Raw genomic sequence first — 14976 nt, 5'->3', positions numbered from 1 at the left:
CATGAGACAAATTTTTAGTGACAAAAAAATTGATGCGTCGCTGTTTCTACAAATGGAAAACTTAATGTATGCTCTTCTAAAAGAAGACGATGCCTATCTTGAGTATGGCTATAAAGCATACTACGACGAAATTGAAAAAAAGGTTGTCATTAGTCACTTTTGGGATGATCGAAAAGAAGAGGATACAGTAATCGGATTAAAAAGCGAAGTGTTCTTAAAGGCACTTGGTAATAAACATTACTCGGACATGACTTTAATTCGTTCTTATGCGATTGAGTTACAAGAATCGCCTCTAAAAAAGTTTTTAACACAATTATTTGTTCTATTAGAAGATTTACGTGTTGAGGAAATCGTCAAAAATTTACGTCCTGGCACAAAGCATATTTTTAAACGCCGAAAAGAAATGTATCGCAATTACTTTGGCTCACAAAATGAAATAAATCGTGTTCGTAATTATCACGGTGATCGTCTATTTTGTCTATGCTATCTTTCATTAACGAGTGATAAATATGAAATGTTTAATAATGAATATTTCGAGCAAATTGAATCAATTTTGCATGAAACATTCCAAGCTCATAATACGGAAGATATTATGTATATTGTTGAGAAAATTCGCTATCGTTTAGAAGGACTTCTTGAAAGTGATATGCTTAATAATTATTTCGGACATGCACCGCTTTATTTATCTGTTATTACAGATGAGAAAGACAGTCGCGCTGAAAAATTAGCAAATGATGATACGCAGCTCCTAGATGACGATGATAACAAAAACAAAATGGATGAAAGCTTCTCGACATGGCACCGTGAAAATAAAAACAATGAAAACGAGAACTTTTTACGCTTTGATTTAGAAAGCGGAACAAAAACAAATATGATGGGTGATACTGCTCGTGAATCAGAAGATGGTGACCAAGCACTTGGTTCTGTACAAGGTACTTCCCAAAAAAGTACACAATCTAACTTTGATGGTGCTGATACAGAGGAAGCAAGAGCGTCTCATACTTCTAGCCAAAACGACGGTGCATACGGCAAGTATAATGTGGGAGCTTCTCATACATTTAAAGAAGCTCGCAAATCGAATACTGATGAGAAAAAAGATTACCAAGCTATCAAATCAGTCGTTAATAAAGATGTAAAAGAATTAAAGAAAATTATCGAAAAAACAATTGAAAACAAAACGAATGCAAACAGTGATAAATATTACGGAAGGCTTCGTAAGAAATTCCTTCGTATTTATACTGAAAAGCAGCCGCGTATGTTTTATAAAAAAGGACAAGAATCACAAGAGCTCGACGTTGCATTCCAACTATTAGTGGACTGCTCTGGTTCTATGTATAACAAAATGGAAGAAACGAAGAAGAGTGTGGTCCTATTCCATGAAGCTTTAAAATCTTTAAAAATTCCGCACGCTATTAGTGGATTTTGGGAAGATGCTTCTAGTGCTAAGCCTGAAGATAAACCGAACGTTATCCATGAAGTTGTTACGTATAAAAACTCAACGTTACCAAACGTCGGTCCAGAAATTATGCAACTTCGCGAAGAAGAAGATAACCGCGACGGGTATATTATTCGTATCGTTTCCGAAAAGCTTGCGAAAAGACCAGAAAAACATAAATTCTTACTTGTCTTTACAGACGGTGAGCCTTCTGCGCTAGACTATCAACAAGACGGTATTTTAGATACGCATGAAGCTGTCAAACTTGCTCGTAAAAGTGGTATGGAAGTAATCGGAATCTTCATCGAAGAAGGCGAAGCGAAAGAAGCAACTTATCAATTAATGAAGAACATTTATAACCATCACTTCTTAGTTGCAAATCATGCTGAAGATTTACGCCTGAAGATTAAACCATTGTTGAAGAAACTATTACTGAAGACGATTGAATAGAAAACAGGAGCCTTGTGGCTCCTGTTTTTTCGTTCACTCACTTTGTTTCTGGTTGAAACTTGTATGGAATGGAAACTTCTAATAATAATTCGAACCCTCCATCATAGTATGGGAATCGCTCATTCGCGATTTTTCTATCTACCCACTCGATTGCGGAAATTTCTCCTTCATCTTCTGCACGAAGTTCACCTGTTACTACATTTGCTCGGAATGTAAAAAATAATGCATGATGTCCTTTCTCTTCAAAAAACTTCTCATTTATTGCAACAAGCCCACCTGCTGTAGCAGTTAAACCTGTCTCTTCTTTCACTTCTCTTACTAGTGCTTGCTCTAACGTTTCTCCTTTTTCAACAGCCCCGCCTGGCAATGACCAAACGTTTTGTTCTATATTATGTACCATTAATATTTTATCTTTTTCGCTATCGTGTATTAGTGCATATACGACATCAACTCTTTGCATGTTGCTTTTCTCCCTTCCTAAAATAATTAAGAGCCAATTCCTAAGAATCGGCTCTTCCTATTAATTCATTACTAACTCAGATGCGAGCTTTTTTTTTAACTTAGCCAGCATATCAGTTGTCATTCTGTCTAAATCATATTCTGCCTTAAAGCCCCACTCTTTCATTGCTGCTGTTGCATCAATAGAGTTCGGCCAGCTATCAGCGATTGTTTGACGAGCTGGATCTACTGCGTAATCCATTGTAAAGTTCGGAATGTGTTTACGGATTGATGCTGCAATTTTCTCTGGTTCAAAGCTCATTGCTGTAATGTTAAACGCATTTCTATGAACTAGTTTATTTGGATCAGCTTCCATTAATGAGATGATTGCTTGTAAAGCATCTGGCATATACATCATGTCCATGTATGTTCCTTCTGCAATGTATGAGGTGTATGTACCTTTTTTAATCGCCTCATAATAAATTTCAACTGCATAGTCAGTTGTTCCGCCTCCTGGAGGAGCTACGTAAGAAATTAAGCCTGGGAAACGTACACCGCGCGTATCAACGCCAAACTTTTGATGATAATAATCACATAATAATTCTCCTGCTACTTTGTTTACCCCATACATCGTAGTAGGACGCTGAATTGTATCTTGTGGTGTATTATCTTTTGGCGTTGATGGACCAAATGCACCGATAGAACTTGGCGTGAAAAACTTACAGTTTAATTCACGTGCTGCTTCTAATGCATTTACAAGTCCGCCCATATTTAAATTCCAAGCAAATAATGGATTTTTTTCTGCAGTTGCTGAAAGTAAAGCCGCTAAATGAATAATTGTATCTACTTCATTACGCTTTGCAATATCATGTAATTTTTGTCCATCTGTTACATCTAACGTTTCAAATGGACCAGACGTTACTACTTCACTATCTGTTTCACGAATATCAGTTGCAATAACGTTCGATGCGCCGTATACATCACGAAGTTTCATTACTAGTTCAGAACCAATTTGCCCTAAAGAACCGGTTACTAGAATTTTTTTCATTTTCCCCACTCCTCATTTGCAAGCTATTCAAAAGATGTCGTTACTTAAATGATACCCATTTCTTTCCCTACTTTTTCATACTTACGAATTGCTTCATCTAACAGTTCTTTCGTATGAGCTGCTGTAGGCATATTACGAACGCGTCCCATTCCTTTTGCTACAGTTGGGAATACGATAGATTTTGCGTATACGCCTTCTTCATTTAGACGTTTACTAAATTCTTGTGTTAATACTTCATCACCAATAATACAAGGCGTAATTGGTGTCTCACTTTCTCCAATGTTAAAGCCAAGTTCTTTTAACCCTTGTTTTAAATAGCGACCATTTTCCCATAAACGATCGTGTAACTCTGTGCTTTCCATTAGAATTTCAATTGATCTCATACAAGCAGCTGCATCAGCTGGTGTTAAAGCTGTTGAGAATAAGAATGGACGTGAACGCACTTTTAACCAATCGATTAAGTTTTGTTTCCCAGCTACATATCCACCAATTACCCCAATTGCTTTTGATAATGTACCGATTTGGAAATCAACTTTATCAGAAAGACCGAAATGTTTTACAGTGCCTGCACCTTTGCCAAGTACACCTGAACCGTGTGCATCATCTACATATGTCATTAAATCCAGCTCTTCTGCAATTTCAACAATCTCTGGTAATTTTGCAATATCTCCATCCATTGAGAAAACACCGTCTGTAATAACCATTAATTTATTATAAAGACCTGATTCTTTTGCCTCGATTGCTTTTTTGCGTAAATCTTCCATATCAGAATGCTTATAAACGATGATTTTCGCTCTTGATAGACGACTACCATCAATAATAGATGCATGGTTTAATTCATCTGAAAGAATCGCATCATTTTTATCCATAACAGCTGAAATCGCTGCCATATTACAGTTAAATCCTGATTGATAAGCAATTGCTGCTTCTGTATGTTTAAACTTTGCAATTGTTTCTTCTAATTTAATATGCAAATCTAAAGTACCGTTAATTGTACGAACAGCTCCTGCTCCAACGCCGTACTTATGAATTGCACCAATTGCTGCTTCTTGTAAGCGATTATCAGTCGCTAATCCAAGATAGTTGTTTGAAGATAAGTTAATATATTCTTTTCCGCCAATTGTAATAATCGGTCCATTTGGACTTTCAAGCGGATCAATTACGTTATAAAGCCCCTTTGATTTTAAATCCTCTAAATTTTCTTCTAAAAAGTTTGCAAGTGTTTTACTAGACATCGTGAAGCCTCCCATCGTTCATGTAAGCGGATTATTATCTTAATAGTTCTAATAATCCCTCTACTAGCTTAACACGTTTTCAGAATTTATTATAGAAAAATAGCTTAGAGAAACCGCTTACAATTTTAGATTATATATGATTCATTACGAGAAATCTATCATTTACTTTTCATATTTGATAGAATTAAAAAAATATTTAGGGGGCTTTTAAAATGGCATTTACTGAATCTGATGTATATAATAACGAATCATTTTTAGAGCAATATATGCAGCGAAGATATCGAGAAAATAGTCCAAACGAATCCCTTGAAAAACCAGCATTCTTTCAGCTCATTGGCAATGTAACAGGAAAACAAATCCTCGATTTAGGTTGTGGTGATGCTAAATTCGGCGAAGAATTATTAGAACATGGATGCCACTCTTACACTGGTATTGAAGGCTCCGAGCTTATGTATGAAAAAGCTAAAAAACAACTAGAAAATAAAAATGGCACCGTTCATTTTTTAAACCTCAAAGACTACACATACCCTCCTTCTACTTTTGATTTAGTAACATCTAGACTTGCCTTACATTATATTGAACACCTTGATATCATTTTTCAAAATGTGTTTCAAACTTTAAAAACAAACGGAACCTTCACCTTTAGCGTTCAACATCCCGTTATTACCTCTTCATTTGAAAGCTTGCAAACGAGTGGTAAAAGAACTAGTTGGCTCGTCGATGATTATTTCAAAACAGGAAAACGAGTTGAGCCATGGATTGATCAAGAAGTTATTAAATATCACCGGACTACGGAAGAATATTTTACATTATTACAACAAGCCGGATTTACGATTACAAACTTAAACGAAGCTACACCAAATCGAAACTGTTTTCAAGATGAAGAAGAATATGAACGACGTTTACGTATTCCCCTTTTTCTATTATTTTCTTGCCGAAAATAAAGTGAAACTTTAATCAGTGGGGGATGTTCATCCCCCACTGATTATTAGCCCTCACCAATCGGGCTTTTACAGGCAGTTGATCCCCCAACCAGCTTCTTTGCTTTCGCTGAATTTTGAGATGGGGATCTTACTGTCCTCAAATAGCGGGGTAAAAAAGACGATGAATCCTCATCGTCTTTTTTCGTTATCTCATCGCTTGAACAGCCTCTTTAAGTACACGTCTTCCTCTTCCATGTGGGATACAGAGCGGTGTCCCGAATAACGGATCAGCGCTTATTTGACACTCCATACGGAATACATCCCGAACTAACTTCTGGTCAATAACTTCTTCTGGTTTACCTTGCGCATATATTTGTTTATCTTGAATAGCTACAATATTGTCTGCATAACGACATGCCAAATTTAAATCGTGCAATACCATAACAATCGTTCTTTGCTCTGTTTCATTTAATTCGAATAATAAATCTAACACTTCAATTTGGTGCGTCATATCTAAATATGTAGTCGGCTCATCAAGCAAAATAATATCTGTATCTTGTGCAAGGGTCATTGCAATCCAAGCACGTTGACGTTGTCCACCTGAAAGGGCATGAACATCACGCTCAGCAAATTCTGTCATACCCGTTGCAGCAAGCGCTTTTTGTACCATTTCCTCATCTTTTTCGGACCATTGCTTCAGCCATGTTTGATATGGATAACGTCCTTGCTTTACAAGTTGCAATACTGTAAGTCCTTCTGGAGCTTGTGGCCCTTGCGGTAAAATTGCCATTTGGCGAGCAATTTGCTTCGTTTGCATACTTTGAATTGCTTGATTATCTAACAAAATGTCACCGGTTGTTGGCTTTAATAATCTAGCTAGTGAACGTAATAAAGTTGATTTCCCACAACCGTTAGAACCGATGAAGATTGTAATTTTCCCTTTTGGAATTTCTAAATTCAGCTCATCAATAATAATCGTTTCACCATACGACAGCGTCAAGCGTTTCGTCTCCAATGCTTTTTGCATATTAATCTCCCTTTATGAATTCCGACTTTTATAAAGTAAATAAATAAAATAAGGTGCACCAATTGCTGATGTAAATACCCCTGCTGGAATTTCAAGTGGTGTGAAAACTGTACGCCCAATTAAATCTGCAGCGAGTACTAGAATTGCACCGATAATCGCCGCAACTGGGAGCAATGCACCGTAGAAAGAGCCAACTAATCTTCGCGAAATATGAGGTGCCATTAAACCAACAAATCCAATTCCTCCTGCAAAGGCAACTGCCCCGCCAATTAAAGCTGTACTAAGTAACAACATAAATACACGCGACTTCGTTAAAGGAACACCAAGTCCCACTGCTATATCATCCCCTAGCTCTTGTGCATTTAAATGTCTCGCAGCGATAAATGATATTGTCGTTAAAATGAGAACCCACGGCGCAAGTACCATAACATTTTGCCATGAAGAACCGTAAACAGTACCTGTGATCCATACATTCGCTTGACTTGCTTGATAAATTGGTGCTAACAACATAAATAAAGTTGTTGCTGCTTTCGTTAATGCCCAAAATCCAACACCAATTAAAACAAGACTAATCGGTGATAACCCGTCATTTCTCCATGCAAATAAATATACAAACAACGCTACAATCGTTGCACCAGCAAAAGCTGCTAATGGCATATAATGAATGCTTACTGTTAGCGCATTATTTTTATCACTAAATATAGCTAAAAATAGTACAACTGCAACACTTGCCCCGCCCGTAATCCCAATGATATCAGGAGAAGCCAGTGGATTTCGAACGAGCCCTTGTAAAATACAGCCCGCTACAGCAAGTGCGATTCCTACAAGGATGGCAATTAAAATACGCGGCATACGAAATTTATTTACAACCATATTTGACATCGCATCGCCATTTCCCGTAATCGCTTGCCATACATCATAAGGAGCAATTTTCATATCTCCCATACCTGCACTCGCAAAAAATAATCCTATTAAAACAACTAGTAAACTAAACAAGACTAGAACAGCTCGTTTATACATTAAAAACGAGAGCCCACCTTTTCCTATACGAAACGGAATATACTTCTTCATTTGCTAAGCCCTCTCTTACGTGCAATATAAATAAAGAATGGGGCCCCGATAAATGCTGTCATAACCCCTACTGGTACTTCTTGTGGCATAATGACATATCTAGCTGCTATATCAGCTAAGAGTAATAGTATTGCACCTAACAAGCCGCTATACGGTACTCTCCACCTGTGATCTACTCCAACAAGGAATCTGGCAAAATACGGAGTAACAATACCAATAAATCCAATTGGACCAGCGACCGCAACTGAACCACCAGACAGCAATACAATAATAAGTAGTACGAATGATTTCATTAAAATTGTTCGTTGTCCAAGTCCTTTTGCAACGTCTTCCCCCATCATTAATGTGTTTACTTTCCCTGCCATCATAAGAGATGCGATCCAGCCTATTAATAAATATGGGAATACAGATTGTAAAATTTCTAACTTTCTTCCTTGCACAGATCCGGCAAGCCAAAATAACACTTCTTCAAATGCTTTTTCATTTAAAACAAGTAACCCTTGTGTTAATGATGAAAATAACGCACTGATTGCAACACCTGCTAACGTTAACTTAAGAGGTGTTGTCCCTTCTTTTCCTAAAGAACTAGAGGCGAATACAAGTACTGCTGCAACTGCCGCTCCTAAAAAGGCAATCCAAGTGAAAGCCGATAAAGACGTAACGGAAAAAAGTACAATTGCTACAACTATAAAGAACGCAGCGCCTGAATTTAATCCAATAAAATCTGGAGAAGCAAGCGGATTCTTTGTTAAAGTTTGCATTAAACAACCCGCAATGGCTAAACTAGCACCAACACTAGCTGCAATTAATGCCCTTGGTAGACGCACATTTTGAATAATAATATGTTCATTGGAACCATTAAAATGAAAAAAAGCATCTATCGCTAATTTCCAACTCGTATTTATATACCCGAAAATAATACTTCCCCAAATACAAATAACGACTGCAATGATTCCAACAAATAATCCAATCCATTTTGCTTGATTTGTTTTTAATAACATGCAGCGTTTCCCCTTCAATGTATAATGATACGTTGTAAGTGTATTTCAACTTAATTCTCATTGTCAATGATAATGAGAATTATTTTCATTGACAAATGGACCATGAAGTATTACTATCATGCTTGCTATTGAAAAAACTTCTCAGTATGTAGGGGGTACATAATGAAATTTATGCGAAAGAACTCGTTTACAGTATTTGTATTTTTACTAGCCTTTTCATTACTTTTAAGTGCTTGTGGAAAATCAAATACTAAAGAGGAAACAAAAGAAGATACGAAAAAAGAAATGATTAAGGTTGAACATGCAATTGGTAAAACAGAAGTTCCTGCTAATCCAAAACGTGTAGTTATTTTAACAAATGAAGGAACTGAAGCTTTACTTGAGTTAGGGGTAAAACCAGTTGGTGCTGTAAAATCTTGGACTGGTGATCCGTGGTATCCACATATTAAAGACAAAATGAAAGATGTAAAAGTTGTTGGTGATGAAGGACAAGTTAACGTTGAAACAATTGCTTCTTTAAAACCTGACTTAATTATCGGTAACAAAATGCGCCACGAAAAAGTGTACGAGCAACTAAAAGCAATCGCACCTACTGTGTTCTCTGAAACATTACGCGGTGAATGGAAAGATAACTTCACATTTTATGCAAAGGCTTTAAATAAAGAAAAAGAAGGTCAAAAGGTTTTAGCTGATTACGAAAAACGTATGAAAGATTTGAAAGGCCAACTTGGCGATAAAGTAAATCAAGAAATTTCTATGGTACGTTTTATGCCTGGTGATGTTCGTATTTATCATGGCGATACATTCTCTGGTGTTATTTTAAAAGAACTTGGATTTAAACGTCCTGGAGATCAAAACAAAGATGATTTCGCCGAACGTAACGTATCTAAAGAGCGTATTTCGGCAATGGATGGCGATGTATTATTCTACTTCACATTCGATAAAGGCAATGAGAAAAAAGGTTCTGAACTAGAAAAAGAATATATAAACGATCCTCTCTTTAAAAACTTAAATGTAGTAAAGAGCGGAAAAGCATACAAAGTTGACGACGTTATTTGGAATACAGCTGGTGGTGTAATGGCCGCTAACTTACTACTAGATGATATTGAAAAACGCTTTGTTAAATAATTTTATTCTAACCAGCTCCCTCTTTTATGGAGCTGGTTTTTTCATTTCACTGAAGTGTCACATTATTTCATTTTGTATTTTTATTACCGATATGTTATATTATAAAAGTAAATATAGTTTTTTTTCTCTATATCAGAATAAATATTCTAATCTAAATTTTCTGATTTATCACTATTTTACTTTCTTTTAGAATTCAATTACTACATTTGAAAACGCTTATTATCTTGTTTTCAGGGAAAAATACAATAACGGTTGAAGAAAAATAGATTTTTTCAGAAATTTTCTTGCTATTTCCATATAATTCTATTGACTTCTAAATATTTTGTGAATTAAAATAATTACATAAATATCCGTTATACAGGATTAGGGGGAAACAAACATGGATGCAGCTTTAAAATTAGACAAAGCTGGAGAGCAACAATCACCAAAAAAACATCCACCAGGATTATATTTGTTGTTCTTTACAGAAGCATGGGAAAGATTTAGTTATTACGGAATGCGTGGCTTATTAGTTCTTTATTTAACAACGAGCTTAGTAAGTGGCGGTTTAGGATTTGATAAAGCAGTTGCAGTTCAAATTTACGGTATTTTCACAATGCTTGTATATTTCACACCGATTATTGGTGGCTGGTTAACTGACCATTTCATTACGAAACGACATGCCATTACCATCGGCGGTATCATTATGGCGATTGGTAACTTCGTACTATTTTCAATGAACACGAAAACTGGACTATTTTTAGGATTAGGATTATTAGTTATCGGTAACGGATTCTTCAAACCAAATATCTCGACTTTACTAGGTCAATTATATAGCGACAACGATTCTCGTCGTGATAGTGCCTTCACTATCTTCTACATGGGAATTAACTTAGGAGCTCTTATCGCTCCATTCATTTGTGGTTACTTCACAGATTATAGATACGGTTTCTTAACAGCTTGTATCGGTATGATTATTGGACAGATTGCCTTTAATTTCTTAGCACCTCGTTACTTAGGGTCTATCGGAACAACTGTTGTCGGTAAAAAATCTAAAGAACAAAATGCAAAACCTATTGAGAAAAAACCTTTAACAACACAAGAGAAAAAGCGTACAACTGCAATTTTAATTTTAACTTGTTTCGTTGTATTCTTCTGGGCAGGATTTGAACAAGCTGGTAGTTCTTTAACACTTTACACAGATAAGTTCGTGGATCGTACAATTGGTGGATTTACAATTCCAACACCTTGGTTCCAATCTGTAAACCCACTATTCATTATCTTACTAGCATTACCAGTTTCTGCATTATGGATTAAACTTTCAAAAACAAAAAATGGTGATTTAAAAATCCCTACAAAAATGGCTTTTGGTATGATTTTACTAGGAATCGGGTACTTAGTTTTAACTTTAGCTGTTCTAAAAACTGGTAGCGATGAAGGTAACATTACAATGAAAGCAAACTTACTATTCATTGTATTCACTTACATGTTCCACACAATCGGTGAATTATTCTTATCACCAATCGGATTATCTATGGTAAGTGCAATCGCACCTCTTAAATTAGCATCTTTATTAATGGGTGTATGGTTAGCTGGTACTGGCTTTGCAAACTTATTAGCAGGACAATTAGCTGCTTTCACTCAATCTTTAGGATATTTAGAAGTATTCGCAAGCATCGGTGTTATCGTAATCGTGCTAGGATTAGTACTTCTTATGTTCTCTAAGAAAATTGCACATATGATGGAATAGTGAATAAAAAAGACGCTTCTACAATTAGAAGCGTCTTTTCTATTACATCTCTTCTAAAGCCGTCACATCCACGTGAACGCTCTCTCCTGGGTTGGATACGTCATACACTTGAGCACTACCCTTCTGCTCATCACAGCTCTCAATCCATACGGGGACTCCCTCGTATGTAACATCAATTCTACTTGAAGAAGATAATATCTGTTTCACACGTTTTACATCCATTATATTATTCCTCCTTTGGCTTACAACACTCCTTTCTATCTTTTCATATCCCTTCAGAATATATTCCGTCAATTTAGTACTTCAACCGATAGTTTGTTTCTTTCTAACGCGCTAATATATACGCTCTCAAATCTTCCTATTATTAGATCCTTTCCAAATAAAAAAAGACGTATATTTCACACGTCTTCTTTCCGTAATATTCAAAAATTAAGAAAATAATGTTTTTACTACTTCACTTACTTTATCGTTATGAATTTGATAGTACACTTCTAACCCGCGTCTCTCAAAGCGTACTACTTTATTTTGTTTTAATTTCGTTAAATGCTGCGAAACAGTTGATTGCGGAATTTCTAATACCTCTTGTAATTGTGTTACATTACATGTTCCACGCTGCATCAGTTCCATTACTAAACGTAGACGAAGTGGATGAGCTAATGCTCTTAACATCTGTACGTCTTCTTCTGAAATACGACAGTCAAATTGGTTTTGGTTCATAAAATTCCCCTCATTTTCATTTTTTATTTTCTTTTTATTTATTTATATATCTGTTCTTATATTTCCTGTTACGACATAACTTTATCAACCTATAATGCTGAGAAAATTTTCCGACTTTTATCAGCACACAGTTCAAGAAAAAATCCCACCTGATTTTGAATATTATACTATATGATACAATAAAAAAGCAAAACAAAGGGCTAGCAATACTTTGCTTACAAACGTTGTTTTATCAGGCTTTTTGTTATATTTTCACCTTACTGAAATGTACAGTAATGATATTGTAAAATATCGTCCATAATTGATAACCTATCGTAAAGTAATTTGACCATATTTAACCACTTTGTTACGATAAAAAGGAAATTTAAGTAAGGAGGATGATGTAATATTAAAAAATGGTTTATTATTGCGTTAATTAGCATTGCGGTTGGCTGGACTATTATCGATCACTTCCTATTAGACAACAAAGAAGATATAGCTTCAAAATCAAACACCCCCCATTGGAACTGAAGTTGGCAATGTTGCCCGCAATTTCCTTCTAGAAACAACCACTGGTCAAGAAGTTCGTCTTACAGACTATAAAGGAAAAAAAGTAATATTGAATTTTTGGGCAAGCTGGTGTGGTCCATGCAAAATAGAAATGCCTGATATGGAGAAGTTTTATCACGATACTAAAGATATGGGGATTGAAATTGTCGCTGTAAATGCGACAGCTACTGAAAAAGACCCGAACAATGTAAAACAATTTCTTGAAGAAAACAAATATACCTTTCCCGTCCTATTAGATCAGAAAGGACAGGCAAGTGCCGCATATCAGATTATCAGTATTCCAACATCTTTTGTCATCGATTCAAACGGTGTCATTCAATATAAGCATGTAGGACCAATGACATATGAAAAAATGAAAGAATATGTAAATAATTTATAAAAGCGTAATCAAATCAATTTGATTACGCTTTTTGTCTACTTTATGAACAAAATGTTACTTTTAATACTATTATGGAATAATTATACTTTTTCACGTTGACAATAGTGTTGAAGGAGAATATACTAAGCATGTAAGTTGATTGTGAATAGTTTCACAAATAATGTGAATTTCTTCACATATAATAGATAGGAGTTGTCATTATTATGAGTACTTGGACACAAATTTATGACCCATTAAACAATATTTGGTTATCTGCACTAATCGCAGCACTCCCAATTTTTTGCTTCATTATTTGTTTAGTGGGATTCAAAATGAAAGGTTACATGGCTGGGCTTTATAGTGTGATCGTCGCTATTATTCTTGCTATATTTGTTTATAAAATGCCCGCAACTGTAGCTGTAGCATCTGCCGGATTCGGTGTTTTATCTGGATTTTATCCAATTTGTACTATCGTTATCGCAGCTATCTTCCTTTACAAATTAACTGTTAAAACAGAACAATTCAATGTCATTCGTGATAGCATTTCAAGTATTACAAATGATCAGCGTTTACAAGTATTATTAATCGCTTATTCTTTCGGTGCTTTCTTAGAAGGCGCAGCTGGTTTCGGTGTTCCAGTTGCTATTACAGCTGCATTACTTGTAGGTATGGGCTTTAATCCATTAAAAGCAGCAGGTATTTGCTTAGTAGCTAATATCGCTGGTGGCGCTATGGGTGCTATGGGTATTCCAGTTACAGTACCTGCACAATTAACTGGGCTAGATGCATTAACTGTCGGTCGTCAAGCTGTTTACATTTTGCCATTCATTAGCATTGTTTTACCGTTCTTACTTGTTTCAATGGTAGATGGATTTAAAGGCATTAAAGAAACTTGGCAAGGTATTCTTGTAAGTGGTGTTTCTTTCGCAATTACTCAGTTCCTTGTGACTTACTTCTTAGGCGCTGAACTTACTAATATTTTCGCAGCAGTCGTAAGTATGGTCGCTCTTACATTATTCTTACGTGTTTGGCAACCAAAATCTTCTGCTAAAGAAGAAAAACAAGAAGAAAAAGAATCTCATACATTCAATCAAATTTTATATGCTTGGTCCCCATTCGTATTCTTAACTGCATTTGTAACAATCTTTAATTTAAAACCAATTAAAGCTTTATTTGCTCCGGATGGTCCATTGGCAAACTTAGTATTTAACATTCAATTCCCTGGTCTTCATAATGCGGTTATGAAAACTGCACCAATTACAAAGGCTGATACACCTTTCGCAGCGATTTTCAAACTAGATGTATTCTCTTCTACAACTACTGCGATTGTATTAGCAATCATCGTTTCACTTATCGTCTACCGTGTAAACGGCAAAATGATTAAAGAATTAATGATCGAAACAATAAAAGAACTAAAAGTTCCAGTATATACAATTTGTAGCGTTATCGCTTTAGCTTACGTAGAAAACTACTCTGGTATGTCATCTACACTTGGACTTGCATTCTCTTCTACAGGAAATGCATTCCCAGTTCTTTCTCCAATCTTAGGATGGATTGGCGTATTCATTACAGGTTCAGTCGTATCAAGTGGTTCATTATTCGCACCACTTCAAGCAGTAACTGCCGATCAGTTAAACATCGTACCATCTACTCTCGTTTCATTAAACGTAGTTGGTGGTACAATCGCAAAAATGGTTTCACCACAATCTGTAGCAGTTGCTTGTGCAGCAGTTGGACTAGTTGGTCAAGAATCTGCTCTATTTAAAATAGTAATGAAATATAGTTTAATCTTCTTAGCTATTATTAGCTTACTTCAATTAAACGCTGTATTTAATATCTTCTAAAAAAAAGCACCGATCCAAATGGA

The 14976-nt window shown here is 35.7% G+C and carries 14 protein-coding genes; 6 read left to right on the top strand and 8 right to left on the bottom strand.

The annotated features are described in order from the left end of the window. The first annotated feature begins 1 nt into the window (after position 1). Positions 2–1885, top strand: coding sequence for a vWA domain-containing protein (locus DET63_RS22435; protein WP_113937894.1), 1884 nt, complete (start codon positions 2–4; stop codon positions 1883–1885). A gap of 37 nt (positions 1886–1922) precedes the next feature. On the opposite strand, the gene DET63_RS22430 is transcribed toward DET63_RS22435, so the two are convergent. Genes DET63_RS22430 through DET63_RS22420 form a run of 3 tightly spaced genes read right to left on the bottom strand, consistent with a single transcriptional unit; the run spans position 1923 to position 4606 of the window. Next, the gene (locus DET63_RS22430) at positions 1923–2345 is read right to left on the bottom strand and encodes an NUDIX hydrolase (RefSeq protein ID WP_113937893.1); all 423 of its coding nucleotides are present in this window, start codon (positions 2343–2345) and stop codon (positions 1923–1925) included. Between the two features lie 60 nt (positions 2346–2405). After that, entirely contained in the window at positions 2406–3371 is a 966-nt protein-coding gene (locus tag DET63_RS22425; protein WP_113937892.1) for an L-threonine 3-dehydrogenase, read from the bottom strand. A gap of 44 nt (positions 3372–3415) precedes the next feature. Next, positions 3416–4606, bottom strand: coding sequence for a glycine C-acetyltransferase (locus tag DET63_RS22420; RefSeq protein WP_113937891.1), 1191 nt, complete (start codon positions 4604–4606; stop codon positions 3416–3418). Between the two features lie 212 nt (positions 4607–4818). On the opposite strand from DET63_RS22420, the gene DET63_RS22415 reads away from it, so the two are divergent. After that, entirely contained in the window at positions 4819–5550 is a 732-nt protein-coding gene (locus DET63_RS22415) for a class I SAM-dependent methyltransferase (protein ID WP_113937890.1), read from the top strand. 184 nt (positions 5551–5734) lie between these two features. On the opposite strand, the gene DET63_RS22405 is transcribed toward DET63_RS22415, so the two are convergent. The 3 genes from DET63_RS22405 to DET63_RS22395 are packed head-to-tail and all read right to left on the bottom strand — an operon-like array spanning position 5735 to position 8628. Continuing rightward, positions 5735–6556 carry an ABC transporter ATP-binding protein gene (locus DET63_RS22405; RefSeq protein WP_002134356.1) on the bottom strand — a complete coding sequence of 274 codons (822 nt, stop codon included), beginning with the start codon at positions 6554–6556 and terminating at the stop codon, positions 5735–5737. Between the two features lie 12 nt (positions 6557–6568). Continuing rightward, positions 6569–7627 (bottom strand): FecCD family ABC transporter permease, encoded by a 1059-nt coding sequence (locus DET63_RS22400; RefSeq protein ID WP_113937889.1) that lies wholly within the window; start codon positions 7625–7627, stop codon positions 6569–6571. Then, positions 7624–8628: a FecCD family ABC transporter permease gene (locus DET63_RS22395; protein ID WP_113937888.1), complete on the bottom strand. Its 1005-nt coding sequence runs from the start codon at positions 8626–8628 to the stop codon at positions 7624–7626. The genes DET63_RS22400 and DET63_RS22395 overlap by 4 nt, the downstream gene beginning before the upstream one ends. Before the next feature lie 162 nt (positions 8629–8790). Here DET63_RS22395 and DET63_RS22390 point away from each other — a divergent pair, with 162 nt between their 5' ends. Further along, on the top strand, positions 8791–9756 hold the full coding sequence (locus DET63_RS22390; RefSeq protein ID WP_113937887.1) for an ABC transporter substrate-binding protein: 966 nt from the start codon (positions 8791–8793) through the stop codon (positions 9754–9756). Between the two features lie 379 nt (positions 9757–10135). Next, a complete protein-coding gene (locus DET63_RS22385) occupies positions 10136–11485 on the top strand; it encodes a peptide MFS transporter (RefSeq protein WP_061674012.1) in 1350 nt (449 codons plus the stop codon). 42 nt (positions 11486–11527) lie between these two features. Here the strand turns inward: DET63_RS22385 and DET63_RS22380 are convergent, their stop codons facing one another. Together DET63_RS22380 and DET63_RS22375 are read right to left on the bottom strand one after the other, a co-directional pair. Next, positions 11528–11707: an acid-soluble spore protein H gene (locus DET63_RS22380; protein ID WP_002010492.1), complete on the bottom strand. Its 180-nt coding sequence runs from the start codon at positions 11705–11707 to the stop codon at positions 11528–11530. Positions 11708–11914: 207 nt separating this feature from the next. After that, complete coding sequence (locus tag DET63_RS22375) at positions 11915–12202, bottom strand: ArsR/SmtB family transcription factor (RefSeq protein ID WP_001075217.1); 288 nt, start codon at positions 12200–12202, stop codon at positions 11915–11917. 499 nt (positions 12203–12701) lie between these two features. Between DET63_RS22375 and DET63_RS22365 the strand changes: the two genes are divergently transcribed. Together DET63_RS22365 and DET63_RS22360 are read left to right on the top strand one after the other, a co-directional pair. Next, positions 12702–13130 carry a TlpA disulfide reductase family protein gene (locus DET63_RS22365; protein WP_080001734.1) on the top strand — a complete coding sequence of 143 codons (429 nt, stop codon included), beginning with the start codon at positions 12702–12704 and terminating at the stop codon, positions 13128–13130. A gap of 203 nt (positions 13131–13333) precedes the next feature. Continuing rightward, the gene (locus tag DET63_RS22360; protein ID WP_113937886.1) at positions 13334–14953 is read left to right on the top strand and encodes a lactate permease LctP family transporter; all 1620 of its coding nucleotides are present in this window, start codon (positions 13334–13336) and stop codon (positions 14951–14953) included. Positions 14954–14976: the final 23 nt, after the last annotated feature.

Source organism: Bacillus sp. DB-2 (assembly GCF_003315125.1).
GTDB classification, from domain to species: Bacteria; Bacillota; Bacilli; order Bacillales; family Bacillaceae_G; genus Bacillus_A; species Bacillus_A mycoides.
This window is presented reverse-complemented; position numbering and strand designations above follow the sequence as displayed.

Excerpts from the sequence above, each read along its gene's own strand:
- DET63_RS22405 (WP_002134356.1), bottom strand. The coding sequence starts at position 6,556 with ATGCAAAAAGCATTGGAGACGAAACGCTTGACGCTGTCGTATGGTGAA.
- DET63_RS22395 (WP_113937888.1), bottom strand. The coding sequence starts at position 8,628 with ATGTTATTAAAAACAAATCAAGCAAAATGGATTGGATTATTTGTTGGA.
- DET63_RS22380 (WP_002010492.1), bottom strand. The coding sequence starts at position 11,707 with ATGGATGTAAAACGTGTGAAACAGATATTATCTTCTTCAAGTAGAATT.
- DET63_RS22390 (WP_113937887.1), top strand. The coding sequence starts at position 8,791 with ATGAAATTTATGCGAAAGAACTCGTTTACAGTATTTGTATTTTTACTA.
- DET63_RS22430 (WP_113937893.1), bottom strand. The coding sequence starts at position 2,345 with ATGCAAAGAGTTGATGTCGTATATGCACTAATACACGATAGCGAAAAA.
- DET63_RS22425 (WP_113937892.1), bottom strand. The coding sequence starts at position 3,371 with ATGAAAAAAATTCTAGTAACCGGTTCTTTAGGGCAAATTGGTTCTGAA.
- DET63_RS22435 (WP_113937894.1), top strand. The coding sequence starts at position 2 with ATGAGACAAATTTTTAGTGACAAAAAAATTGATGCGTCGCTGTTTCTA.
- DET63_RS22385 (WP_061674012.1), top strand. The coding sequence starts at position 10,136 with ATGGATGCAGCTTTAAAATTAGACAAAGCTGGAGAGCAACAATCACCA.
- DET63_RS22415 (WP_113937890.1), top strand. The coding sequence starts at position 4,819 with ATGGCATTTACTGAATCTGATGTATATAATAACGAATCATTTTTAGAG.
- DET63_RS22375 (WP_001075217.1), bottom strand. The coding sequence starts at position 12,202 with ATGAACCAAAACCAATTTGACTGTCGTATTTCAGAAGAAGACGTACAG.
- DET63_RS22400 (WP_113937889.1), bottom strand. The coding sequence starts at position 7,627 with ATGAAGAAGTATATTCCGTTTCGTATAGGAAAAGGTGGGCTCTCGTTT.
- DET63_RS22420 (WP_113937891.1), bottom strand. The coding sequence starts at position 4,606 with ATGTCTAGTAAAACACTTGCAAACTTTTTAGAAGAAAATTTAGAGGAT.
- DET63_RS22360 (WP_113937886.1), top strand. The coding sequence starts at position 13,334 with ATGAGTACTTGGACACAAATTTATGACCCATTAAACAATATTTGGTTA.